Source organism: Chryseobacterium sp. C-71, from assembly GCF_020911865.1.
GTDB lineage: Bacteria > Bacteroidota > Bacteroidia > Flavobacteriales > Weeksellaceae > Chryseobacterium.
This window is the reverse complement of record NZ_CP087131.1, coordinates 3,000,812-3,024,683: the sequence shown is the minus strand read 5'-3', so window position 1 is coordinate 3,024,683 and position 23,872 is coordinate 3,000,812. Positions and strand designations below refer to the sequence as shown.

Sequence of the window (23,872 nt, the reverse complement as noted above, 5' to 3'; positions counted from 1 at the left end):
TAAATTAATTTTTCATTTTAATTTTAGATTCATCTATCCCATAAAGTTTAATTACTTTGTTATAATCACTATAATCTACAGCGCCTTTACTGCTAGGACCCGTTGCTGCAGGAATAACAACTACTCTAAATCTTTTACCCGTGTAGTAACTTGAATTTGCACCAGTTAATGCAAATGATGCATTAACGTTGATATTAATACCAAATTTACTGAAATCAAATAAATAATCAACAGCGTCATTATCTGGATTACCCACGTAATAGGTATAAGGAAGCAATCTCCAAACTGGAGATCCACCATCCGTTCCGACCTGCATATATATAAGTACTACATCAGATTCAATTAACGGACTATTAAAATCATTACCATATGTGTAAAGGTTATCATTTACTCTACTAAAAACAGGATTGTTAATATCATACGCCACAGAATAGGTATCGTTATCTTCCACCTGAATAACTTCATCATCATTATTATCACAGCTGTAAACAAAGAAACTAGCTAAAGCTAGCGTAAGAATTGGAAGAAATTTTCTCATTGTATTAAATTTAATATTATTAGTAACTACTCCCAATCAAAACATATACCAAAAAATTAAAAAACTTTGTTTCTGCTGTTTTTTTTAGTTGTATTTTTGTTCTTATTCAAAAATTATGAACAAAGTAGCTTTTCAATTACTCTTCATTTTACTGTTTATCAATTCACAAGTTTCAGCTCAGTATCAGCCGAAAAACATATCTCTTTCAGATCAAAAGAAAGCCCAGCAATGGGTTGATAAAACCTACAATTCGCTTTCTCAGGACGAAAAGCTAGGTCAGCTGTTTATTGTTGCACTTTACACCAATAAAGATGAAAACCATATCAATCAGGTTAGAAACATTGTCACCAATGATAAAATTGGAGGATTAATTCTGATGCAGGATGATGCCGCAAGAGAAATTAACTTAGTGAACGAATTTCAGCAAAAATCTAAAATCCCTTTGATGATCGGGATGGATGCTGAATGGGGTTTATACCAAAGAATCGCAACGGCACATAAATTTCCTTGGGCGATGACTTTGGGAGCCATTCAGGATAAAAATTTGATTTATCAGATGGCAGCAAAAATTGCTGAAGACTGCAAAAGAATGGGCATCAACTGGGATTTTGCACCTGTTGTAGACGTTAGTACCAATCCAAACAATCCGATTATAGGGAACAGAAGTTTTGGGTCTGAAGTTTCTAATGTCACACAATCTGCACTCTCCTATTCTAATGGTTTGCAGGATAATAATATTCTAGCAGCAATCAAGCATTTTCCGGGACATGGTGACACGAATACCGACTCACATCTTGATCTTCCAGTGGTTTCACATAATTTAGACAGATTAAACGCAATCGAATTAGCACCTTTCAAATCTTTAATGGATAAAGGCATTGGCGGAGTGATGGTTGCGCATCTTTACGTTCCAAGCTTAGAATCTGGAAAAGGAATTCCTGCGTCGATTTCAAAAAATATCATCACAGGTTTACTGAAAGAAAAATTCGGATATAAAGGTTTAATTATTACTGACGCTTTAAATATGGGAGCCGTTGCTAACAAATACAAACCTGGCGAATTAGATGCATTGGCTTTCAAAGCCGGAAACGACATCATGCTTTTCTCACAAGGCGTTGCAGAAGGTAAAAAACTCATTCAGAAAGCGATTGTCAATGGAGAAATTTCTCAGGCAAGAGTCGAAGAAAGTGTAAAGAAAATTCTACTGACTAAATATTTTTTAGGATTAAATCAATACACTCCTAAAAATCCTGAAAACGTCAATCAAGACATCAATAATGATTCTCACAAAATATTAGTTCAGAATCTTTACGCAAATGCTCTAACATTAATAAAAGATGAGAAAAAATTACTTCCTCTGAACTGTAAAAACACTTGTTACTACGTTCCATTGGAAGAGGCACCTTACCAGACTTTTGCGGATCAATTAAATTTAAATTCAACGGTTATCATTAAAAAAGCTTCGGAAATAAAAACAATTCCTGCAAATTCTACAGTGATTGTTGGTTTTCATAAAGACAATTCTACCGCTTACAAACCTTATAAAATTTCAGCTGATTCTAAAAAGGTTTTGGCAGATTTAGCTAAAAATCAAAATGTAATACTGAATGTTTTTGGAAGCGCTTATGCTTTGAAAGATATAGATTTATCTAAAGTCTCTACCGTCTTGGTATCTTACGAAAACAATGATGACTCTATGACCGCAACGGCAAATGCTATCAACGGAAAAACAAAAATATCAGGTAAGCTTCCCGTTTTAGTCAATGACCAACTGAAAGCCGGAATGGGAATCACCTTAGAAGCTCCACAGTTTTCAAAATCAACAGAATTCACCACATCAAAATAAAATTAAACTAATGAGACGCTTTAAGCGTTCCATCTGACAACCAAAAAATAAAATATACAGATGAAAATAGGCATACTTTGCTATCCAACATACGGCGGAAGCGGAATCGTGGCAACAGAACTAGGGATGTCTCTAGCCAACAAAGGATATGAGGTACACTTCATCAGTTCGGCACTTCCGGCAAGATTAGATATCACCAATCCCAATATTTTCTTTCACAAAGTTAATGTTCAGACCTACCCGCTTTTCCAATATCAGCCTTATGATATTGCATTGAGTTCAATGATTTACCGTGTTGTAAATCTTTATAAACTAGATTTGCTTCATGCACATTATGCGATTCCTTACGCTTATGCTGCGTTTACGGCAAAGCAAATGCTGAAAGAAGACAATAACGACATTCCTTTGGTGACAACACTTCACGGAACCGATATTACCTTGGTAGGACAACACCCAAGTTACAAACACGCAGTAGAATTTTCTATCAATCAGTCGGATGCGATTACTTCCGTTTCTGAAAGTCTGAAAAAAGATACCCTGCAGTTTTTTAATATTAAAAAAGAAATTCAGGTCATCACCAACTTCATCGACAATTCTGAATTTGATGAGCTTAATGAATGCCAGAGAACTCAATTTGCAAGTCCGGACGAAAAAATTCTTATCCACGTTTCCAACTTAAGACCTGTAAAGCGTGTAGATGAAGTTCTGCAGATTTTTAAAAGTGTTGAAAAGAAGGTTAAATCTAAATTAATCATCATCGGTGAAGGTCCAGACATGGAAAAAGTAAACTCTTTCTTAGAAGAGAATCCTGAATTGATTTCTAAAATCCGTCTTTTGGGTAAAGTGAATGATCTTTACAGAATTTTACAACTGTCTGACGTGTTTTTACTTCCCTCAGAGCAGGAAAGTTTCGGTTTGGCAGCTTTGGAAGCGATGGCAGCATATACGCCTGTTATCAGTTCAAATGCCGGTGGAATTCCGGAAGTAAACATTCAGGGAGAGACCGGATTTTTAGCGGAAATCGGAAACGTAGAAGCGATGAGCAATTACACGATTAAACTTCTCAGCAACGAAGAATTATTAGCTCAAATGAAAATCAACGCAAAGGAGCAGGCGATTAAATTTGACTTAAAAAATATCCTTCCTATTTACGAGGAAATGTATAAAACGACGATTGCAAATTTTGTAAAGGAAACGGCAAAAGTTTAAATCTTCATTAAAATATAAAACAAAAATCAGGGCAAGTTGCTCTGATTTTTTTTGAACTTAAACTTTTCTAGAACGCTAACTAAAGTTTCCGGAGAAGAAATAATTTTCACGTATTTCATTTTAATCAACTTTTCAAATTCAAATTTTTCTTAAATTAGTGGCAACACAAAATACCACCGATGAACGAAAAACTATTACAGTATCTCTGGAATTTCAAAGTATTCACTCATTATAACTTCACAGATTTAGACGGAAACCCTATTGAAATAGTAGATTTCGGGAAATGGAACAAAGATTCCGGGCCTGATTTTCTGATGGCAAAAATCAAAATAAATAACGTCATTTTAGCAGGAAACATAGAACTTCACGTAAGATCTTCTGACTGGATTTTCCATCAGCATTATAAAGACCCGAATTACGATAATATCATTCTCCATGTTGTTTTTCAAAATGATGCAGACATCGATGAACTTAACAAAAAAAATATTCCAACCCTAGAATTAAGAAATCATATTGATGAAAATATTTTTGGCAAGTATGAAAAACTTTTGAAAGAAAGTCAGTTTATTGCTTGTGAAGATATCTTTAATCCTGATAAAATTCCGGTTCATTTTCATGAAGAAAGTTTATTACAGAAACTTGAAGAGAAATCTGCCGAACTTGAAAAAGATCTTGAAATTCATAAAAACAACTATGAAGCAGTCTTATTTCACAGCCTCGCCTATTCTTTTGGGTTGAAAGTGAATGCACATCTATTTAAACAAATTGCCGAAAGTGTAGATTTTACCGTTTTTAATAAAATCAGACAAAACAAAACCCAAGTTGAAGCCTTACTCTTTGGAATTTCAGGCTGGCTTGAAAAACCTGAAGACGAAAAAATGAAAATATGGAAAAGAGAATTTGATTTCCTAAAAGCTAAATTTGATATTTCTGATCTGATTGTTCGTCCGAAATTTTTGAGACTGCGGCCACCCAACTTCCCAACGCTTCGTTTATCGCAATTGGCAGACCTTTATCATCAGCATCAAAATTTATTTTCAAAAATAATCAATGCTAAGAATGCTGATGAATTGATGGAAATTTTTAAAGATATAAAAGCTTCAGATTACTGGGACAATCATTTTAATTTTGGGAAAATTTCACCTATTGACCAACCTAAAGTTTTAACTAAAGAATTTATTGAGCTGATTATACTCAACAGCATTTTACCTTTAAAATACACTTATCACAAATACCATAACGAAGAAATTACGGAAGAGATTCTGGCATTTTATAAAGAACTTTCTGCAGAAAAAAATTCAATTGTTGATGGCTGGAAAAATTTAGGTATAAAAATAAAAAATGCACTTCAGACCCAAAGTTTGATTTATCATTACAAAAATTACTGCACACCAAAAAATTGCTTAAATTGCAGCATCGGATTTAAAATTTTAAAAGAAAGCAATCATGTTTGATAATCTTCGTCACAAGATGGAAAGAGAATGGTTTGGAGTACTCACGAGAATGGGTGCCAAATTAGGAATTCCAGTTTCTAAACTGCGGGTTTTCTTCATCTACTCTACTTTTGCGACGGCAGGATTTTTCTTTTTAATCTACCTTGGGCTGGCTTTCACGCTTTGGATCAAAGATATTTTTATCACAAGAAGACCAAGTGTTTTTGATTTATAATTATGGAATTTTTACAAATTACTTCGCCTGACGATTACCGCGTACAACAGATTTACAACTCTTATGCTTCAAGTTTTCCTGAAGATGAAAGACGTGATTGGTACAAGTTTGTGCGTTTATTTGAACATCCACAGGTTAAGGTAATTTCAGTTCTCAATGAAGCTGATAACATTGGTTATCTCATACTTTGGAAACTGAAGAATCATCTGTTCGTAGAACATTTTGAAGTTTTTGTGGAGTTTAGAAATCAAAAACTAGGTTCGCAAATCACCGATTATTTATTTAAAAATCATCCGAGAATTATTCTGGAAATCGAGCCTGAGCATTTGAACGAAGATTCTAAACGACGTTTTTCGTTTTACCAAAGAAATGGCTTAAGTTTGATAGACGAAATGTATATTCAGCCAAGTTATGGTGAAGGTAAAAAACCGCTTGAGCTGTGGCTTTTATCCAACTATCATCCGGAAAATCTCGATGAAGTGAAAGATGAAATTTATGATGTTGTTTATCATTAATTGTGATTAACTTTGCTACTCTCCGCTTAATTTATTCAGCTTAGAATATTCTACAAATGCTGTTTTTAATTCATATTCTATTTCCAAAGGTTTGAAGGTTTTTCTAAATCTTTTTGAAAGATGATTTACTCTTTCAGCGTAGTAGAGAAAATGATCAATTCCTTCTTCATTCATACCATATTTTGTAAGAAAAGTTAAGTCGATTTCTTTTTTCACTCTACTTAAAAAATCCTGAGTTTCACCAAAAGTTGGTGCCGTAATTTTGGGAGCCGATGCTTTTTTGATTAAACGTACCGCTTCGCCGATCACTTTAATCACATTAACCTGCCCTGCATTAAAATCATGACCTTGAAATGTTTTTGGAACTTCATTCTTCGGAATTGGAACTGACATTGGAGTTTTTATATATTCTTCCATTGAGGATTTCAACTTCGCTACTTTCCTCGAATCACTCATATACTTATTATCTCTTTCTAAATTCCCGCTTGGTTTGTATTCAATTTTCACTTCAGGAATTAACGTTTCAACTCTTAAAAGAACCACATTCATTGGAGTATAAAAACTCTCTTTTTTGATGATTTTATCCGTTCTGTAATAGCTTTCTTTTATAAATCGTAGTTCATCATTCTCATCAGATTCAATCGTGAAATTTCCTGAAACATCACTTGCTGAACGGATATTTTTAGTAACATTTAAAACTAAAACTGCATTTAAACCCAACTGTTGATCGTCCGTAATTTTGCCGGAAACTTTTTGCTGCCCGAATATTTGAGCAACAATGAAATAAAAAACAATGATTAGACTTTTGGTTTTCACTTGGCAATATTTTTTGTTTGAGATTTCATTCTTTCATTAAATTTGGGAATTACTTTTTCAATTTCGAAAATTGTCCCATTAATATTCTTGGATTTCACAAAATCTAATGATCTTGGATTTTCGAGAAAAGCGAATTCTAAAAACTCTCTGATTCGCTCTTCAGGAATTCCTAAACTCACAAAATATTCAGCATCAAGCCTGCTTACCACCCATTTCATATGCCTTTGCAGGTCTTCATATTTATATACAGTCTTCATTCTGCGGGCATCTCCATTGATTACTTTGTACAAAGCATCAATATTAATCGCCGCAACCGGAAAACCAATCACAAATGCATCTGAAAGTTCAGGAGCTTTTTCTCTCGCGACTTCAGGAGGTCTTGGAAGACCAATATCTTTTTGCAATCTTGCAACTTTATCTTCTTTAGCAAGCTTTTTAGAATCTTTATTTAAATCTCCTGTAAGATTTAGAATTTCAACTTCTTTTATCTCTTCCGGGATTCTAATTAGAACAACATTTAATGGGGAATTATAATCAAAAATACGTTTTGAAGATCTCTCATATCCTGTTTTTGAAAATCTGATCTCGTCATTTAAAGAAGCTTCAATTTCAAAATTTCCGGCAGCATCACTGTACGTTTTTTTATCATTAGAAATATTGACTACCAAAACATTGGTAATGACCATATCATTTTCGCTGATGATTTTCCCTGAAATTTTCTGTTGTGAGAAAAAATTATTAAAAACAAAGAGAGTAAGAATCAAAAAAAATATTTTAAAAAAATATGATTTCATCACCTTCTATTTTTGTGCTTGTGGGGATTTATAAGTAGAAATTCTCATTAAGACGGCGCGCTGAAATCTCATCAAATCGGCATCACTGACATAACCATATTTTAAAATATTTCTTCGTTCAAAACCGCCAGCCAATACATAGCCAATGAAATGCTGAACCTGAGAACTTTCTATTTTTAAATCATTAAAATACTGATAACCCAAAGCACTTACCAAATAATTCATAAAATCGATATCGTCCCATTTATCTTTCACTTTCCCGATTGCAAAGCCTTGTCCTTTTGGCTGTACAAACTCGCCGGGTCTAGCAGCAAGAATTCTCGGGTCAGATTTTTGCTTTATGTAAATCGCCAGATCTTTTTTTAGTTTCTCAACTTTTCTTGGCGGATTTAAAGTCTTCGTATCGATTTTCAAATCCCCGGTCAGAGCTTTTTTAATTTCAACTTCATCAATCAGCTGTGCAGATCTTGTCAACTTAATATTGATGGGTGAAGCAATATTTTCTTTGGTAACACTGGTATTAACCCTGTCATAACCGATTTTGATGAAACGGAGATTATCGCCTTGCCTTCCCGAAATCATAAAATGTCCGTCTCGATTGGTCTCTACACTCTCATCTGTTCTGATGTTGATGACCGTAACGTCAGGCATTTCTATATTTTCTTCGGAAGTCACCTTCCCAAAAATATATTCCTGGGCATTGATGCTGACAAAGAAAAATAAGGATAAGATAAAGAGTAATTTTAATTTCACAGATTATTGTTTTATAGAGCAAAACTAAAGTAATTTTTATTGAATTTCAGAAGTTTAACCACCGTTAACTCTTTTAGTATTATTTTTTGAATTTTTCTTTTTGAAACTGTTAAAAACCGATCTTTAATTGTTAAAATTTCATTTATATTTTAATTAAATTGCAGACTCAATCTCTGCAAAACATGAACAATTCTTATACGGTCATCAATGCCTCTGCTGGCTCCGGGAAAACCTATGCACTCGTGCAGAGGCTTCTGATGATTTGTCTGCGATATCCCAATCAGCAGCATTCTATTCGTAATATTTTGGCGTTGACGTTCACCAACAAAGCAGCGAATGAGATGAAAGAAAGAATTTTGTCGTGGCTGGGAAATTTTACAGCAGACAATTATACTGAGAATGCAGATTTAAAAAATATTCAGACCGCTTTTGAAAGTGAAGGCATAAAAATTACGATTGATGAACTTCATTTCAGATCAAAAAAACTATTGGATTACGTTCTTCATAACTATTCCACTTTAAATATCGGAACGATCGACCGTTTTAATTCTCGGCTGGTCCGAAGCTTTTCTTATGAATTAGGTTTGGCTAAAAATTTTAATCTTGAGATTGATGCAGAGCCTTTTCTGATTGAAGCGGTTGACAAAATGCTCGACCAGATTGGGGAAAACGACAGCATTTCAAACTCATTCATGGATTATGTGGATTACAGTCTTGAGAATAATGAGCGAATTAATTTAAATAAAAACCTTTACGATTCTGCAAAAGAATTTGTAAAAGACATTCATTACGAACATCTTAAAAACAACAAAAGCTTCGACGACAGCAAATACGAAGACATTAAAAATACGCTTCGAAAAGAAATTGTTGCTAACAAAAAACGTTCAGTAGAAATTGCGACCCAATCGATTGAACTTTTTAAATCAAGAAATATTGAAGTTGAAGATTTTTCTCAAGGCAAAAATGGTATTGGCGGATTTTTCACTAAAATTATAGATTTCTATAACAAAAAAAGACCTGGATTTCCATTTCCTACACATGAAGAAAGTGCTTTAAACAATATTAAAAAAGGAGCGGCAGCAAAATCAAAACATAAAGAGTCAGAGATTTTTGAGATTCTCGAGCAGCTTTTAGAAAACAGAATACAGCTGATTCTCCTATTTATTGAAACTCAAAAAAAAGAGAAGATTCTGTCGGCTTTGCTTCCTTTAAAAGTTAATAAAGACATTCAGGATGAGCTGAAAAAGATTGAAGATGAAAATGATTTGGTACTCCTATCAAAATTCAACATCCTCATCAACGAAAATCTAAAGAATGAACCGTCAGCTTTTATTTATGAAAAAGTAGGTTCCCAGTTTCAGCATTATTTCTTTGATGAATTTCAGGATACCTCCGAGTTGCAGTGGCAGAACTTCATGCCGTTGAGAGATCACAGTGTTTCGACAGAAAACACTTCTTTCACATTGGTTGGCGACCCGAAACAGAGTATTTACCGTTTCAGAGGTGGAGAAAGTAAATTAATGCTTGATATTATCAATAAAAAAGAAATTTCTCCTAAAGAAGCTGAATTATTAGTCTTAAAGGACAATTGGCGAAGTGCGAAGAATATCGTTCAGTTTAATAATGAGCTTTATCAATTTCACTCAATCGATTTAGAAGAAGAGCATAAAAATATTTTCGGAGTTGATGCTGAGCAGAATTCAAAATCTAAAATCGAGGGTCGTGTAAAAGTTAGTTTAATTGAAAACCTTACGAAAGAAGATTTTTACAATGATGTTTCTGAGAAAATGCAGAAAGATATTCAGGAATGTCTCAATAACGGATTCAGATTTTCAGACATCACGATTCTTTGCCGTGGCAACTTTGATATTTTCAGTTATTCGCAGAAATTGGGAAATTTAAAAGTCAATTATCGAGGTGAAGAAACAAATATCAAAACGATTTCTGATAAAGGTTTGACGTTAGAATTATCAAATACTTTGCAGGCAGTCATTCAGTTTTTAAGATGGGAAACCAACCCAAAAAACAAACCTCATCTGATTATGTTGATGTTTTATCTGAACCGTTTGGGCAGAATTACGATGAATGATTTCAGTTTAGATATTAAAGAAATTCTTGGGATCAATACTCACGAAGAAATTTTAGAATTTATTCAAAACAAATATGCTTTAAAACTGAAACAGGATAATTTCCCAAAATTTAATCTCTACAATTTTGTTGAATATTACATCAACGAATTTGCAGTTGAAAATAAGGAAACCGATTTTCTCTTAAATTTCCTTGAAATGCTTTTCAATTTCACTCAAAATGCCGGAGCAAGCACAAAAGAATTTTTGAAATATTGGGATGAAGAAGCTTCAAAACACACTATTCAGGCTTCTGAAAACATTGATGCCATTCAGATTATGACCATTCATAAAGCAAAAGGTCTGGAGTTTCCTGTGGTTTTCATTCCTTTGGAAAATAAAAATTCTGACAGTCAGTTCAATAATTGGTTTGATACAGACGACGATGAAGCCTTGAAGTCAGTGAACATTAATCAGTTTAACAAAAATCTTGAAGCTTACGATCCGGAAATTGAGAAATTTAATAAAATTAATTCCTACAAAAATTTCGTTGACCGACTTTGCCTGCAATATGTTGCGACTACAAGACCTGTAGAACAACTTTTCTTTTATCTTCAAAAAGCCAATAAAACCTCGAATAATCTGGAGATTTTAGAATTTATTCAATCTAAAAACACGGAGAATCTCGATGAGTTTGATTTGTACGAAACAAAGCCTGAAATGCTGTTGAAACACACCAAACACAAAACTTCAACGTACAAAACTAAAGACATAGAAAACCTGAATAGCAAACATGAAAAAAGCACTTCAATAAAAATTGCAACGCCATCAAAAACTTATCAGGAAAGAAATAAAAAAGTGCGAACCGGAATTTTTGTCCACGAACTTTTATCAAAAATAAATACTGAAAAAGACATCGAAAAAGTCTTGGAATCTTACACTTTGGAAGGACAGATCACTTTGGAGGAAAAGGAAGAGATTCACCTCGCTTTAAAAGAAATTATCACAAAACACTCTGAATTTTTTGATGAAAAATGGGAAGTGATTAACGAAAAGGACATTATGATTTCTGAAAGAGGAATTAGTAAGATTTACCGTCCTGACCGTATTTTGAAAGGCGACGAAGGTTGTATTATTGTAGATTTTAAAACCGGACAAGAATCTGAAAAGAACGAAAAACAGCTGGAAAGGTATAAAGCTGTGCTTGAGAGTTTGGGAATGAAAGTTTTAAAAACTCAATTGATTTATTTGTAGAGCATGAAATGAATAAAAACTGAACATATTTTCCTATCTTACTTGATATTTTGTAATTTCGAAACATTGAACACGATGATTTAAAAAAATTCAACATGATTTTCTCAGATTCTAGTATTAAAATTAGGAAGTTACCATTTTTTATGTTCCTTTATTGTATTCCAATTTTTATCAATTCGCAAAACTATCCCTTAAAATTTGGTATAAAAGCCGGCTGGAACTACTCTAATATCAATGCCATTGACGAATATGGAAATCCATCAGGCTACCTCAGCGGTATTATTGATGAAGCTTACGGAGGTTTTTTAATAGAGAAACAGATTTCACCAAAATCTTATATACAAGTAACACCTACAGTTTCATTTACAGAATCTGTTACTTTTATTGAATTACCAATCTATTTTAAATATAACTTTTATAATAAATTCTCAATACTTGTTGGTCCCAAACTAAACTATATTCCTGATGAACAATATAATAATTTTTATTATTTCAGGAAAAGATTCGGAGTCAGTGGAGATATCGGGGTAGATTATAAAATATCTAATCATTTTACTATAGAAGGTACAATTTCAAAAGGCTTTACAAAACAGTTTGATCAATTAGTTTTAACATATTATGAAGCTAAAAGAGACGTTTATAGGATTGGGGTAACATATTATTTCTAATTCGAATAATACATTACTTATTTAACCTGAGTTCGGTTTAAGCAAAATTTAAAAACAATTGACCATCATTTACTTTTTTTAAGTTTAATGATGGTTTTTTGGGGAAGAAACAATAAGCAGTTAAGCTCCCCAAAATATTCATCATAAAATTACTAACACTTCTGTGGCGAGTATGTTCCACTTGACAATGGTTCTTTAATTCATCATTGATCGTTTCAATGATGGCTCTTTTTCGGAGCAAAATTTTGTCTTCCATTTTCATAATATGATTCTTCATATTCTTACGAAGTTTAGTAAAAAGCTGGATTCCATCAGCAAAAAGCATTTCCCAAAGAGCCTTGGAAAGATATCCTTTATCGGCAAATAGTTTTCCAAAAAGCTGCTGCGTCATTTTTTTGATATGCTTTGGGTTTCTGTCATCAATATTTCCTTTCGTTATATAAAAGGATAAAAGTTCTCCCTTTTCATTACAAACCAAATGCAGTTTAAACCCATAAAACCAACCCATCGAAGATTTTCCTCGCTCTGCCAAACCTTTGAAAACTTTGTGATTGTGAATCCTTTGGTTTCTGCAAACTTTCAAAGTTGTGCTGTCCATAAAGCTGATTCCAGTACATTTACCCAGACATTTTTCTTTCAAAAATAAGGCAAAAACCACAAAGCTTCTTTGCTGAAGTTCTATAAATCTATTGTAGGAAAGGGCTTTGGGAAACAAATTATTCCAATAACCACAAACTATTTCCTGATAATAATGCTTAAATGTTTTGTGTGCACCCAGATGAAAACCAATCATAATCGTAATAATTTCAGAATCCGACATCATAGATCTTCTGTTTCTTCTCTTCTTTTGGTCGCCGAGCGCCTGAAATTTCATGTGTTTGATTTGGAAATCAAATTCTTTACAGAAATCATCAACTTGTACAAAAATATTTGTAATTTGGTCTTTCAAAATCATAAGCAATAGTTCGTTTAAATATTTGAATGTTAGATACTTGAATATACGAATTATTGCTTTTTATTGCAAATTTATTTTGTATTCTTATCCCGAACTCAGGTTATTTATAAAAAGTTTCGGCGGCACCTTTGGTGCCGCCGAAACTTTTTTCATTGTCCTAAATAAATTAAGCCTTCGTATCCGGTACAAAAACTCTCTGTGCCAATTCCTGGTCAAAAAGATATAAAGCCGAAGGATTGTCGGATACCATTTTGATCTTAGTTACATATTGAGATGCACTCGCCTCTTCTTCCACTTGCTCGTTGATGAACCACTGTAAGAAAGATGTCGTAGCAAAATCTCCTTCGTCGTTGGCATTTTTTACGATGTTAAAAATACTTTTTGTTACTTTTTTCTCGTGTTCCAGAGCTTTCTCAAAAATATCTACCGCACTTTCGAAAACATGCGGCGGTTTTGCAATTTCGCCAATGATGATTTCTCCGCCTACATCATTCAAATAATCAAACATTTTATCTGCGTGCATCAATTCTTCTTTACATTGAACTCTGAAGTAATTGGCAATTCCATCAAGATCTTTTGCAGAAAACCATGCAGACATTGAAAGATAATATTGAGCAGCATATTGCTCGTGAGCTATTTGTTCGTTTATTAACTGTGCTATTTTTTCGCTTACCATAATAAATATTTATACTCAAAATTACGCATTATAAGGCGAATTGAAAAGTTTTAACCAAATTTAGATTTAGATTGAATACAAAAAAGGATGGAATTGCTTCCACCCTCATAACATTAAAAAATCAAAATTATAAACTATCAGTTTACTTGGGCTTGAGGTGCTGGTTTCAAACCATGTCTCATTTTTCGGTCACCCTTAAAACCTTTTTCTTTCATCATCGCTCTTCTCTCTTCCATTTTTGCTTTTTTTCCGGCTTGCCATTTATCATATTGTTCCGGCGAAAGAATTTTTTTCATATCATTATCCATCTGCTGTCTCTTTGCCTTCATTTGCTCCATTCTCGCTTGTCTCTGCTCTTTATTTTTTTCAAAGTTATTCTTCATTTCAGCTTTTCTTTTATCATGAAGACCTTTGATTTGAGCAATTTGACTTTGATTTAAATTCAGCTCTTTCTGCATTTCAGCCACTCTTTCCTGCTCTTTTTGCTGCATCTTCTGCTTCATTTCCTCTCTGTTTATTTTTTTATCCTGCGGAGCTTGTTGAGCCATTGCAAAACTTCCCATTCCGATAAACGCTATTGCTAATACTAATTTTTTCATTTGTTCTAAATTAATTGGTTTGTTTGTTATATCTATTTGATATGCATTTTTAAGTAAAGTTAAATACTAAATTCACAAATAATGTTAAATTTTAATATTAATATTTTTATAATTTATATTAAATAAAAGGAGATTAGGCAACAAAACCCAATCTCCACACCACTCAAATATAATATATGAAAACTAATTTTTAACTAAACTATTTCTGAAACCTCCAGAACTTCTTCCTTCACCTCCACTGTTTTGTTGTCTTGGTGTGCTATTTTGTCTAGGACTGGCACTTTCGCTTCTTTGCTGAGATCTGAATCCTCCATTTCCTCTTGTACTATTATTTTCAGACCTTCTCGGTTCAACAGCTCTTGGTGCACTTGCTTCGGATCTATTATTAGTTCTAAATCCACCGCCTGCATTTTCGTTTCCTCTCACTCCACCATTTCCGTTATTACCTCTTACTCCGTTGTTGCCTCGAACTCCATTATCAGAATTTCTGAAACCTCCACTGTTTCCATTATTTCCTCTCACAGCATTGTTTTGATTTCTGAATCCACCGGAATTATTGTTATTTCCATTTCTGAATCCTGAATTTCTAACTACATTTAAGGTAGGATTATCATTTCTTCTGAAACTGTTTCTGTCTACTCTGTAAATATTGATATTTACATTTCGGTATCTTGGTGTTACTCTAAACCTTGGTGAATAATATGTTCTTCTGTAGTTTTGGAAATAAACAATCGGACTTTGTCTGTGATAATAATTGTTTTGGAAAACAACAAACACTCTTGGTCCTAAAATTCTTTCCATGGCATAGAATCTGTCATAATACCATCTGTCTGGGTTATATCTGTAAAAATTATTCCATCCGGAAAAACTTGAATACAGATTGTTCAGATACAAAATCTGATCGATTTGCCAACGGTTTAGTCTATTCTGCTGGAAGAAAACATTCCAATTAATATTGACAATACTGTTTCTATAATCGCTGTACTGACTTTGATAATAATCTTGAGGATAATAATCCTGAGGATAATTGTAGTAATAATCGTCCGGGAAATAATTTTGATCGTCCTGATCAGAGTAATATCCGTCATTATCTCCGTACCCATCATTTCCATATCCATTGTTTGGATATTGCTGAGCAAACGACAAAGTCGACAAAGTCAAAGCAAATCCCAAAAGTATTTTTTTCATTTCTATAAGCATTAATTGGTTAATTGTTCAGAACTCTCATTCTTGTCTTTTGGATGTAAAGAAAAAAAAGAAGTTAAACCCTAAAGTAAAACTTCTTTTATAAATATTTTAACCAACTGATAATCAATATCATTATTTTCATTAAGCACGACCACTGTCTTTGATCCAATCTGAAATTTTCTGGCTTAAAGATGTATTCTCCGTTAAATTCTCCACATTTAAATGCATTCTGTATCGCCAATAGTGCGGAAATACTGAAGGATTATTAATTCTCTCATTACCCATATTAGGATTGGTCAATTTTTCATCTGTTGCGAAGAATTCCTGAATCGGAAAAATTGCAAGCATCGCATCATTGTACAGATGTTGTTTCATAATAATTTCCGCTAAATGAGATTCTAAATCATCAGGAGCTTTACCATACTGCATCAATTGCTGATTATAAAATCGCTGAGTTAATTCAGTATTTTCTTTCCACCACTGTCGCAACGTTGAGCTGTCGTGAGATGAAGCTGTGACTACATTCAGATAACCCGCATTTTTAGGATTGTAAAAAGGAATCTGTTCTGATGGCATTCTCTGAACTTTCAAAGCAACAATCGCCAATTCATCCATCACTTCAGGAACACAATCCGGAACCATTCCTAAATCTTCTCCGCAAATCAACATTTTTGTAGAGTTTAAAATGACCGGAAGCTTTTCCATCGCCTTTTCTTTCCACATAAAATCTTGTCTCTTGAAGAAATAATCCTGGTACAATTCATAAATTGCCTTTTTCTCCCAATCTGAAAGATATTGATAAGATTCAGTTTTAAATGCATTAAATCTCGGATGATACACCGTTTGTCCATCTCTTTCATCAGTTAAAAATAAAACATTAGCACAAAGCGCAATCAATTGTGCTTCTATAGAACCCGCAGTTTTTTTCTTGAAATAATCTGAAAGTTTTCTTTGAGTATCAAATTCTTCTTTGAAAGAATACGTTCCGTCTAAATTATTATTTAAAAATTCTAAAGCCTTATTACTTTGCTCTCCGAAATAATTCCAAAGAATCATATCGTTGATAAACGGTTTACAGTATCTGTCGAAATCAAAAGGAATATGTCTTGCTTTAAATTCTTCCAAGACAATAGGAATAGCCGGATAAAAATATCCTAAAATCCCTTGCGTTGCAGAAATCGGTATTCTCCAGATTCTGAAAAACCCGAGAATATGATCGATTCTCATCGCATCAAAATATTGCTCCAAGGCTTTGAATCTGTTTTTCCACCACTGGAAATCATCAGCTTTCACGGCATCCCAATTATAAGTCGGGAATTCCCAGTTTTGTCCAAGTTCTGTAAACTGATCTGGTGGTGCACCTGCTTGAAAATCCATTCCGAATAATTCAGGTTCAGTCCATGCTTCTACGGAATGCCTGTAAATACCAATTGGCAGATCTCCTTTTAAAGAAACCCCTAAACTATGAATATAGCCAACAGCATCTTTAAGCTGTTGATAAAGCTGGAACTGCACCCAGGCATGAAGCATCGAAGCATCATAATCTTTACTTTTAACAGAGAAAAATGGGGCTATTTTTCCGGCGATATATTTCTTATGAGTTTTCCAGTTATTGAAGTTCGGTGTTTTATATTTATCTCTTAAAACGCAAAAAGCCGAATATGGTAAAAGCCAGGTTTCATTATCCTTTAAAAACTTTTTAAAGTTTCGGTCTTTATAAATCTTTTCTTTTTCGAGATTAAAAACTGCTTTCAGATATTTCCATTTAGAATAAATCATCTTTTCATAATCAATTAACTCCAAAGAATTTAATTCCGACTTTTCAGCTTTAAATTCTTCAACTAATTCTTTAGGTAATTTATAATCTAAATTTGAGATCGAAATATATTGTGGATGTAAAGCATATACAGAAACTGCAGCATATGGATAAGAATCTGTCCATGAATAGTTTGCTGTTGTATCATTGATTGGTAAAATTTGAATAATACCTAATGACGTTTCATTAGCCCAATCAGCCAGTTTTTTTAAATCTGAAAATTCACCTACTCCAAAACCATCTTCACTTCGCAAAGAGAATACAGGAACTGCAACTCCCGCATCGTGATACATTTGGTAAGACTTAAATTTAAAGTAATGATCTGCACAAATCTGCAAAACATCTTTCTGAAGATTAGGAATCGTGTACCTGTTTTCTCCGCTCTCTACATCAATGACTTTTCCTGCATCTTTATCAAAAATCGCATATTTGTATTGAATTAAATGATTCTCAGGGATTTCTACAGACGTTTCCCAAATACCAAAATCGGTTTGGGAAAGATGAATAGCTTTGTTATAATCCCAATTTCCTAAAGATTCCGCATTTCCAAACAAAACGATTTCCCAATTTGGATTGTAAACAGGCGCTTCAATTCTGAATAAATGACTATGCTTCTTAAGAACAGATAATTTTTTCGGAACAAACTGATTCAGTTTATTATGTAATATTTTATTGTTGAGATAATTTTCAGGGAAGTTTTTGTTGTTCCACTGATCAAAAATCAAAAACTCTTTGTAGTTATGAGGAAAACTTAATTCATGCGAAACAAATTCTTGTCTTACGACATTATTTTTATCGTCAACAAGCTGATAATGGTAAGAAATTGATTTTGAAAAATAATCTACTTCGCATTTCCAAAAGCCATCTTCTGTATAAAACATGGCGTGAATTTTAGACGCATTGCCATTTTCGCTAATCATCAACTGCAGATTTTCACCAGCTTTTGCCCGATAGCTAACGTTAAAATATAATTTCATCTATCTTTTTTTGATAAAAATACAGTTTTAAAATTGAAATACAAATGGTTACAATGTCAAATAATCATTAAAAAAACCTTTTTTCGAAATTGAAAAAAGGTTCTTCTAATCATTTAAAAAATCAAAATTTATTCTGTTACGAGAATTTTTTTATTCAATAAAGCTTTACCTGCGTCATTTGTAATATTGACGAGGTATGGACCGCTTACTAAATTTTTAAGATCAACCTGTTGGTTTAATTGACCTTCTTTTACAGATAATCTCTGCGTCAAAACAGTTTTTCCTGACAGATCAAAAACATTTACTTTGATGTTTCCTTTTACCGAATTGTCATTCACATTAACGTAGATAAAATGCTCGTCAACTTTCGTCGGATATACATCTAAATTAGCAAAAACAGTTGCAGAAGTTGCTCTGTCATTGACGAAATACTTACTTGCCAAATCATAAATATGCAAGTCAGTTTCGCCAGGAAGTTGTTTTGCTTCAAGATTATCTAGGCTTAGTTCATATAAAGCAGCTCCTTTTGCACTTGCAATCACCACTTTACCTTTAGAATTCACGGCTGCTCCGTTTACAGAATATGTTTCAGGAAGTCCTGATATTTTGCCGACAAATTTTGCCTTTAATTCTTTCGTGGAAACTTTAAAAACATTTCCTGCAGTTGAGAAAACGTAGAAATTATTATCTCCGTCAGCAATCATATCACCACCAAAACCGGTTTCCATAGCAGTGAAAGAATTCTTACCATTTGCATCATCGTCTTTGATAATTCCAAGATCGTTTACAATGTACTGATTGTTCTTTTTACTGATTTGAATAAACTGCGTTCCGGCATTGTTGATGGCGTAAATATTTCCGTCATAACCAGTTGTCATTCGAGTAATGTGAGAATTGATGTCACAAGATGTTACTGTGGCAGTCTTATTTTCTACCAATGTAATTTCCTTCGTTTTTTGATTTAAAACATAAACATTAGAGGAAAACATAGGCATATACACCAAATTATTACCAGAAGAATCATAAGCCAAAGCCGCCAAAGTCATCGATTGGGCATGATTGTATGACGTTTTATCTTCTGTAACCGAGGCTTTTCTTTCCTGAGAAATTACATGGGCTTCAGAAGAAACTCCAAAAATACTCTGACCGGAAGTTCCGTCTGCATTCATTGCACGGAAATCGCTGAACTCAATTCTTGGAGAATCTTTACCTGCCAGCGCAAAAAAATCTTGCTGTGCATTGACTGTATTTCCAAGTAACAAGAGAAGAATAGGGAATAAATGTTTTTTCATATGATAAATTTTATTTGTAATTATTTTAGTCTTACTAAGTTAAACAATTTTTGATTTGGTTAAAAAAAATATTTGTGAATATTATATTTTAAATTGATGATAAAAAACTCATGCGCATCAATTGTCTGATTTATGCGCATGAATTAATGAACTTATGCGCATGAGTTTTAAAGTTCTTTAATACTGATAATAAAAAACTCTCACCGTAAAAGTGAGAGTTTCCATTATATAATTTTTCAATAAAATTAATTCAAAACATAAGAAGTTCCATCTCTTCCGTCTTTTAACTCTATTCCTTCAGCCAAAAGCTTATCTCTAATTTGATCTGAAAGTTCGAAGTTTTTAGATTTCCTAGCCTGATTTCTCAGTTCGATTAAAACCTGCAACGTTTGGTCTAACTTTTCATTATTATTTTCTTCAATTGCCTGAAGTCCCAATACATCAAATATCAAAGCATTTAAAGTTGATTTTAAATCTGCTAAATCATCGGTAGAAACTGTTTCTTTTTCATCTTTTAAAGCAAAAATAAATTTTACTGCTTCAAATAAATGTGCAATCAAAACTGGTGAATTGAAATCATCCGTCAAAGCGTCATAAGCTTTAGTTTTCCATTCTTTAAGATTAAAACCAGATTCTTTCTGATCGTTTGGATTGATTGAATTTAAAACTTTCACCGCTTCCATCAATCTTGTGAAACCTTTTTCGCTTGCCAACATCGCATCATTTGAAATATCTAAAACACTTCTATAATGCGCCTGTAAAAAGCAGAAGCGAACGATTGTAGGATGAAAAGGTTTTTCGAAGAAATCATTTTCTCCGGAAACCAATTGTTTAGGTAAAATATAATTCCCGGTTGACTTGCTCATACGCTGAGAATTCATGGTCAACATATTGGCATGCATCCAGTAATTTACAGGTTCTACGTCGTTGCAGGCTTTTCCCTGTGCAATTTCACATTCGTGGTGAGGGAATTTCAAATCCATTCCACCTCCGTGAATGTCGAATTTATCACCAAGGTATTTCGTACTCATAGCAGTACACTCAAGATGCCATCCCGGGAAACCTTCTCCCCAAGGAGAATTCCAACGCATAATATGAGCCGGAGAAGCTTTCTTCCACAAGGCAAAATCCTGCGGATTTTTCTTTTCTCCCTGTCCGTCAAGATCTCTGGTGTTGGCAAAAAGTTCTTCGATATTACGTTTTGACAGTTCGCCGTAATTCAAACCTCTTTTGTTGTATTCTAAAACATCAAAATAAACCGAACCGTTGCTTTCATAAGCAAAACCTTTTTCGATTAATTTCTGAGTCAATTCGATTTGTTCAACGATATGACCGGTTGCTGTGGGTTCAATATTCGGTGGAAGAAGATTAAACATTTCCAAAACCTTATGAAAATCTACCGTATATTTTTGTACAATTTCCATTGGTTCCAATTTTTCAAGACGAGTTTGCTTAACGAAACGATCGTTGTTTACATCTCCATCGTCGGTAAGGTGCCCCGCATCGGTGATATTTCGTACATATCGTACTTTATAGCCTAAGTGCATTAAGCTTCTGTAAATAAAATCGAAAGAAAGGAAAGTTCGTACATTTCCCAAATGTACATTGCTGTAAACCGTAGGTCCGCAAACGTACATCCCTACATTTCCTTCTAAAATTGGATTGAATATTTCTTTTTCCGCTGTAAGCGAATTGTATATTTTTAGTTGCATCGTTTTTGTTTTTTGATGTAATGATTTAATTTAGTCTTAAAGTTTTTAAATTAATTAAAAGATCCGAATCTTTCAACAGCAAAATCAGCAACAACAAATAATTGTCATTACAAAAATATTATCTGAAACTTTTTTAAATTTTATCATTACTAAATAGCTTTTAAATGATGTTGTAAATGATCAATATAATCTTTGACAATAAATTCTAAGGTAAAAATCTGAGGTTCAACTTTTGTCATATCACAGGTTCTCTGTAAAGCTTCATCAGGAATATTTTCGACTGTATGTACAATTTGAAAATTCAGAAATTTCCATAAATTGATAATATCTAAAGTCGGAACATCCTTATAATTCTGAGCTTTCACCCAAAAATTTTGGTCATAAACAATATTGTCGTTTTCTTTATACTGAGTGATTACAAATCTTCTGATATTCGATAAAGCACTATCACAAAGATGACCCAAAATTTCTTTTTTTGACCATTTTTCAGGTGAAATTTTATGCGACCATTATTCTTCAGAAATGTTTCCAAATCTATGAAGTTCTTCGTCTATTATATTTTTAAGTATTTGATAATACATTTACAATAAACTAATAATCAAGTTTAGCATGACTTCCTACATAATGCAGAAACTCTTGCCTCGTAATAGGATTGGTTCTGAAGATTCCGCTTAATTCAGCTGTGATGGTTGAACTTGCGGTGTCTTTTATTCCTCTGCAATTTACGCAAAGATGTTTTGCATCAATAATGCAGGCAACATTTTGAGTTCCTAGGGCATCTTTTAAAGCATCAACAATCTGCATCGTCAATCTCTCCTGAACCTGTGGTCTTTTTGCATAATAATCTACAATTCTGTTGATCTTAGAAAGTCCGATCACGTCACCACTTGAAATATAAGCAACATGAGCTCTTCCGATGATTGGCAAAAAGTGGTGTTCACAAAATGAATATACCGTAATATCCTTTTCCACCAACATCTGACGGTACTTATATTTGTTTGAAAATGTAGAAATTCCTGGTTTATTCTCAGGAAGAAGTCCTCCAAAAATTTCATTTACATACATTTTAGCAACACGTTTCGGAGAATCTTTCAAAGAATCGTCGGTCATATCAAGACCCAAAGTTTCCATGATTTCTCCAAAAAGCTGGGTAATTTTTTCTATTTTTTCCTGTGGCGATTTCTCAAAAGCATCTTCACGGATGGGCGTATGCTCTTTCCCTGTGAAAATATCATCATCGTTATCGGTAAAATCAACCATTTTATTTATTTTGCAACAAAAATACGGATAAAATTAATTCTATATTTTAATTTAGCTCAAATTTGAATTACCTTTCACATCTATTATTCTAAAATATTATGGTCACTGTAGAAGAAGTACTGAATAACGCACAAAAGAAGGAGTTTCTGGAGTTTCCTGCCAGACTTTACAAAGGCGATAAATCGTATATCCGACCATTAGATAAAGACATTGAGAGCGTTTTTGACAACAATATTAACAAATGCTTTGCAAATGGTGAAAGCAAGCGTTTTTTATTTAAAAATGAAAAAGGTGAGACTGTAGGAAAAGTTGCCGTTTTTGTAAACAAGCAATACATCGAAAAGCAACCCACAGGTGGAATTGGTTTTTTCGACTGTATCAATGATCAGGAAACAGCCAATTTTATTTTTGACCATTGTAAAAACTGGCTTCAGGAAAGAGGAATGGAAGCGATGGATGGTTCGATTAATTTCGGAGAACGTGATAAATTCTGGGGTGTTCTGATTGAAGGTTTCTCTGAACCTTTGTACGGAATGAATTACAATTATCCTTACTACAAAGAGCTTTTTGAGAATTACGGATTTGAAATTTATTTTAATCAGTTATGTTTCAGCAGAAAAGCTCACGCTCCTACTTCAAGGATTTTCAATATCATGCACGCCAAGCATTCTAAAAATGAAAATTTTTCTTCAAAACGCGTCACAAAAGCGAATATGAATAAGTTTGCCGAAGATTTCTACACCATTTACAACAAATCCTGGGAAAGCCACGGAGGTGGAAAGCAAATGTCGCTGAATGATGTAAAAAAGCTCTTCAACAATATGAAACCTGTAATGAATGAACATATTGCATGGTTTGCTTACGAAAGTGGGAATCCGGTTGCGATGTGGATTAATATTCCTGATTTGAATCAATGGTTTAAATATTTAGATGGAAAATTTGGATTTTGGGACAAACTGAAATTTCTATATTATAAAACTTTCAAGCACAATTCTAAATTTGTTGGTTTAATTTTTGGAGTTCTTCCGGAATGGCAAAACAAAGGCGTAGAAGGTTACCTCATCGTGGAAGCGGCCAACCACTTCCGAGTGGCAACTAATTTTGAAGATTTTGAAATGCAGTGGATTGGTGATTTCAACCCAAAAATGCTGGGTCTTGCGAAACATCTGGAAACTGAAGTGACAAGAAAACTGGCGACTTTTAGGTATTTATTTGATAGAACCAAAGAGTTTGAGAAGCACCCAACGGTTTAAATTATAAAAACATAATT

General features: G+C 33.4%; 21 protein-coding genes. 8 read left to right on the top strand and 13 right to left on the bottom strand.

Annotated elements, in window-relative coordinates; translation table 11 throughout:
* Positions 1-4: 4 nt before the first annotated feature.
* Positions 5-538: a hypothetical protein gene (locus LNP04_RS13915; RefSeq protein ID WP_229983530.1), complete on the bottom strand. Its 534-nt coding sequence runs from the start codon at positions 536-538 to the stop codon at positions 5-7.
* Between the two features lie 115 nt (positions 539-653).
* Between LNP04_RS13915 and LNP04_RS13910 the strand changes: the two genes are divergently transcribed.
* The 5 genes from LNP04_RS13910 (at position 654) to LNP04_RS13890 (ending at position 5,776) form a co-directional block, all read left to right on the top strand.
* The gene (locus LNP04_RS13910; RefSeq protein ID WP_229983529.1) at positions 654-2,384 is read left to right on the top strand and encodes a glycoside hydrolase family 3 protein; all 1,731 of its coding nucleotides are present in this window, start codon (positions 654-656) and stop codon (positions 2,382-2,384) included.
* Positions 2,385-2,444: 60 nt separating this feature from the next.
* Positions 2,445-3,593, top strand: coding sequence for an N-acetyl-alpha-D-glucosaminyl L-malate synthase BshA (bshA, locus tag LNP04_RS13905; RefSeq protein WP_229983528.1), 1,149 nt, complete (start codon positions 2,445-2,447; stop codon positions 3,591-3,593).
* Positions 3,594-3,772: 179 nt separating this feature from the next.
* Positions 3,773-5,047 (top strand): DUF2851 family protein, encoded by a 1,275-nt coding sequence (locus LNP04_RS13900; protein WP_229983527.1) that lies wholly within the window; start codon positions 3,773-3,775, stop codon positions 5,045-5,047.
* Positions 5,040-5,261, top strand: a complete 222-nt coding sequence (locus tag LNP04_RS13895) for a PspC family transcriptional regulator (protein WP_034678114.1) — start codon at positions 5,040-5,042, stop codon at positions 5,259-5,261. Before LNP04_RS13900 ends, LNP04_RS13895 begins: the two co-directional genes overlap by 8 nt.
* A 2-nt stretch (positions 5,262-5,263) precedes the next feature.
* Positions 5,264-5,776 (top strand): GNAT family N-acetyltransferase, encoded by a 513-nt coding sequence (locus tag LNP04_RS13890; protein WP_229983526.1) that lies wholly within the window; start codon positions 5,264-5,266, stop codon positions 5,774-5,776.
* Positions 5,777-5,791: 15 nt separating this feature from the next.
* Here the strand turns inward: LNP04_RS13890 and LNP04_RS13885 are convergent, their stop codons facing one another.
* The 3 genes from LNP04_RS13885 to LNP04_RS13875 are packed head-to-tail and all read right to left on the bottom strand — an operon-like array spanning position 5,792 to position 8,139.
* Entirely contained in the window at positions 5,792-6,592 is an 801-nt protein-coding gene (locus tag LNP04_RS13885; RefSeq protein WP_229983525.1) for a hypothetical protein, read from the bottom strand.
* Positions 6,589-7,356 (bottom strand): carboxypeptidase regulatory-like domain-containing protein, encoded by a 768-nt coding sequence (locus tag LNP04_RS13880; protein WP_229983524.1) that lies wholly within the window; start codon positions 7,354-7,356, stop codon positions 6,589-6,591. Before LNP04_RS13880 ends, LNP04_RS13885 begins: the two co-directional genes overlap by 4 nt.
* Positions 7,357-7,392: 36 nt before the next feature.
* Positions 7,393-8,139 carry a carboxypeptidase-like regulatory domain-containing protein gene (locus tag LNP04_RS13875; RefSeq protein WP_229983523.1) on the bottom strand — a complete coding sequence of 249 codons (747 nt, stop codon included), beginning with the start codon at positions 8,137-8,139 and terminating at the stop codon, positions 7,393-7,395.
* Between the two features lie 182 nt (positions 8,140-8,321).
* Between LNP04_RS13875 and LNP04_RS13870 the strand changes: the two genes are divergently transcribed.
* Together LNP04_RS13870 and LNP04_RS13865 are read left to right on the top strand one after the other, a co-directional pair.
* Positions 8,322-11,459, top strand: a complete 3,138-nt coding sequence (locus tag LNP04_RS13870) for an exodeoxyribonuclease V subunit beta (protein WP_229983522.1) — start codon at positions 8,322-8,324, stop codon at positions 11,457-11,459.
* 95 nt (positions 11,460-11,554) lie between these two features.
* Positions 11,555-12,127, top strand: coding sequence for a porin family protein (locus LNP04_RS13865; RefSeq protein WP_229983521.1), 573 nt, complete (start codon positions 11,555-11,557; stop codon positions 12,125-12,127).
* 37 nt (positions 12,128-12,164) lie between these two features.
* Here LNP04_RS13865 and LNP04_RS13860 read toward each other — a convergent pair whose 3' ends face one another.
* The 9 genes from LNP04_RS13860 to folE form a co-directional block, all read right to left on the bottom strand.
* Positions 12,165-13,082 (bottom strand): IS982 family transposase, encoded by a 918-nt coding sequence (locus LNP04_RS13860; RefSeq protein ID WP_407928602.1) that lies wholly within the window; start codon positions 13,080-13,082, stop codon positions 12,165-12,167.
* 166 nt (positions 13,083-13,248) lie between these two features.
* On the bottom strand, positions 13,249-13,758 hold the full coding sequence (locus LNP04_RS13855) for a ferritin (RefSeq protein ID WP_229983520.1): 510 nt from the start codon (positions 13,756-13,758) through the stop codon (positions 13,249-13,251).
* Positions 13,759-13,895: 137 nt separating this feature from the next.
* Positions 13,896-14,357, bottom strand: a complete 462-nt coding sequence (locus LNP04_RS13850; RefSeq protein WP_229983519.1) for a hypothetical protein — start codon at positions 14,355-14,357, stop codon at positions 13,896-13,898.
* Positions 14,358-14,540: 183 nt separating this feature from the next.
* The gene (locus LNP04_RS13845; RefSeq protein ID WP_229983518.1) at positions 14,541-15,545 is read right to left on the bottom strand and encodes a hypothetical protein; all 1,005 of its coding nucleotides are present in this window, start codon (positions 15,543-15,545) and stop codon (positions 14,541-14,543) included.
* A gap of 141 nt (positions 15,546-15,686) precedes the next feature.
* A complete protein-coding gene (locus tag LNP04_RS13840) occupies positions 15,687-18,338 on the bottom strand; it encodes a 4-alpha-glucanotransferase (protein WP_229983517.1) in 2,652 nt (883 codons plus the stop codon).
* Positions 18,339-18,466: 128 nt separating this feature from the next.
* Complete coding sequence (locus LNP04_RS13835) at positions 18,467-19,630, bottom strand: T9SS type A sorting domain-containing protein (RefSeq protein WP_229983516.1); 1,164 nt, start codon at positions 19,628-19,630, stop codon at positions 18,467-18,469.
* A gap of 245 nt (positions 19,631-19,875) precedes the next feature.
* On the bottom strand, positions 19,876-21,342 hold the full coding sequence (gene cysS / locus LNP04_RS13830; protein ID WP_229983515.1) for a cysteine--tRNA ligase: 1,467 nt from the start codon (positions 21,340-21,342) through the stop codon (positions 19,876-19,878).
* A gap of 149 nt (positions 21,343-21,491) precedes the next feature.
* Positions 21,492-21,839: a DinB family protein gene (locus LNP04_RS13825; protein WP_324292117.1), complete on the bottom strand. Its 348-nt coding sequence runs from the start codon at positions 21,837-21,839 to the stop codon at positions 21,492-21,494.
* Positions 21,840-21,933: 94 nt separating this feature from the next.
* Positions 21,934-22,602 (bottom strand): GTP cyclohydrolase I FolE, encoded by a 669-nt coding sequence (gene folE, locus LNP04_RS13820; protein ID WP_047447041.1) that lies wholly within the window; start codon positions 22,600-22,602, stop codon positions 21,934-21,936.
* Positions 22,603-22,700: 98 nt separating this feature from the next.
* On the opposite strand from folE, the gene LNP04_RS13815 reads away from it, so the two are divergent.
* Positions 22,701-23,855 carry a hypothetical protein gene (locus LNP04_RS13815; RefSeq protein WP_229983513.1) on the top strand — a complete coding sequence of 385 codons (1,155 nt, stop codon included), beginning with the start codon at positions 22,701-22,703 and terminating at the stop codon, positions 23,853-23,855.
* Positions 23,856-23,872 lie beyond the last annotated feature (17 nt).

Bases quoted from the DNA above. Each gene is read 5' to 3' on its own strand.
- LNP04_RS13915 (WP_229983530.1), bottom strand. From the start codon at position 538: ATGAGAAAATTTCTTCCAATTCTTACGCTAGCTTTAGCTAGTTTCTTT.
- LNP04_RS13910 (WP_229983529.1), top strand. From the start codon at position 654: ATGAACAAAGTAGCTTTTCAATTACTCTTCATTTTACTGTTTATCAAT.
- bshA (WP_229983528.1), top strand. From the start codon at position 2,445: ATGAAAATAGGCATACTTTGCTATCCAACATACGGCGGAAGCGGAATC.
- LNP04_RS13900 (WP_229983527.1), top strand. From the start codon at position 3,773: ATGAACGAAAAACTATTACAGTATCTCTGGAATTTCAAAGTATTCACT.
- LNP04_RS13895 (WP_034678114.1), top strand. From the start codon at position 5,040: ATGTTTGATAATCTTCGTCACAAGATGGAAAGAGAATGGTTTGGAGTA.
- LNP04_RS13890 (WP_229983526.1), top strand. From the start codon at position 5,264: ATGGAATTTTTACAAATTACTTCGCCTGACGATTACCGCGTACAACAG.
- LNP04_RS13870 (WP_229983522.1), top strand. From the start codon at position 8,322: ATGAACAATTCTTATACGGTCATCAATGCCTCTGCTGGCTCCGGGAAA.
- LNP04_RS13865 (WP_229983521.1), top strand. From the start codon at position 11,555: ATGATTTTCTCAGATTCTAGTATTAAAATTAGGAAGTTACCATTTTTT.
- LNP04_RS13860 (WP_407928602.1), bottom strand. From the start codon at position 13,082: ATGATTTTGAAAGACCAAATTACAAATATTTTTGTACAAGTTGATGAT.
- LNP04_RS13855 (WP_229983520.1), bottom strand. From the start codon at position 13,758: ATGGTAAGCGAAAAAATAGCACAGTTAATAAACGAACAAATAGCTCAC.
- LNP04_RS13850 (WP_229983519.1), bottom strand. From the start codon at position 14,357: ATGAAAAAATTAGTATTAGCAATAGCGTTTATCGGAATGGGAAGTTTT.
- LNP04_RS13845 (WP_229983518.1), bottom strand. From the start codon at position 15,545: ATGAAAAAAATACTTTTGGGATTTGCTTTGACTTTGTCGACTTTGTCG.
- LNP04_RS13840 (WP_229983517.1), bottom strand. From the start codon at position 18,338: ATGAAATTATATTTTAACGTTAGCTATCGGGCAAAAGCTGGTGAAAAT.
- LNP04_RS13835 (WP_229983516.1), bottom strand. From the start codon at position 19,630: ATGAAAAAACATTTATTCCCTATTCTTCTCTTGTTACTTGGAAATACA.
- cysS (WP_229983515.1), bottom strand. From the start codon at position 21,342: ATGCAACTAAAAATATACAATTCGCTTACAGCGGAAAAAGAAATATTC.
- folE (WP_047447041.1), bottom strand. From the start codon at position 22,602: ATGGTTGATTTTACCGATAACGATGATGATATTTTCACAGGGAAAGAG.
- LNP04_RS13815 (WP_229983513.1), top strand. From the start codon at position 22,701: ATGGTCACTGTAGAAGAAGTACTGAATAACGCACAAAAGAAGGAGTTT.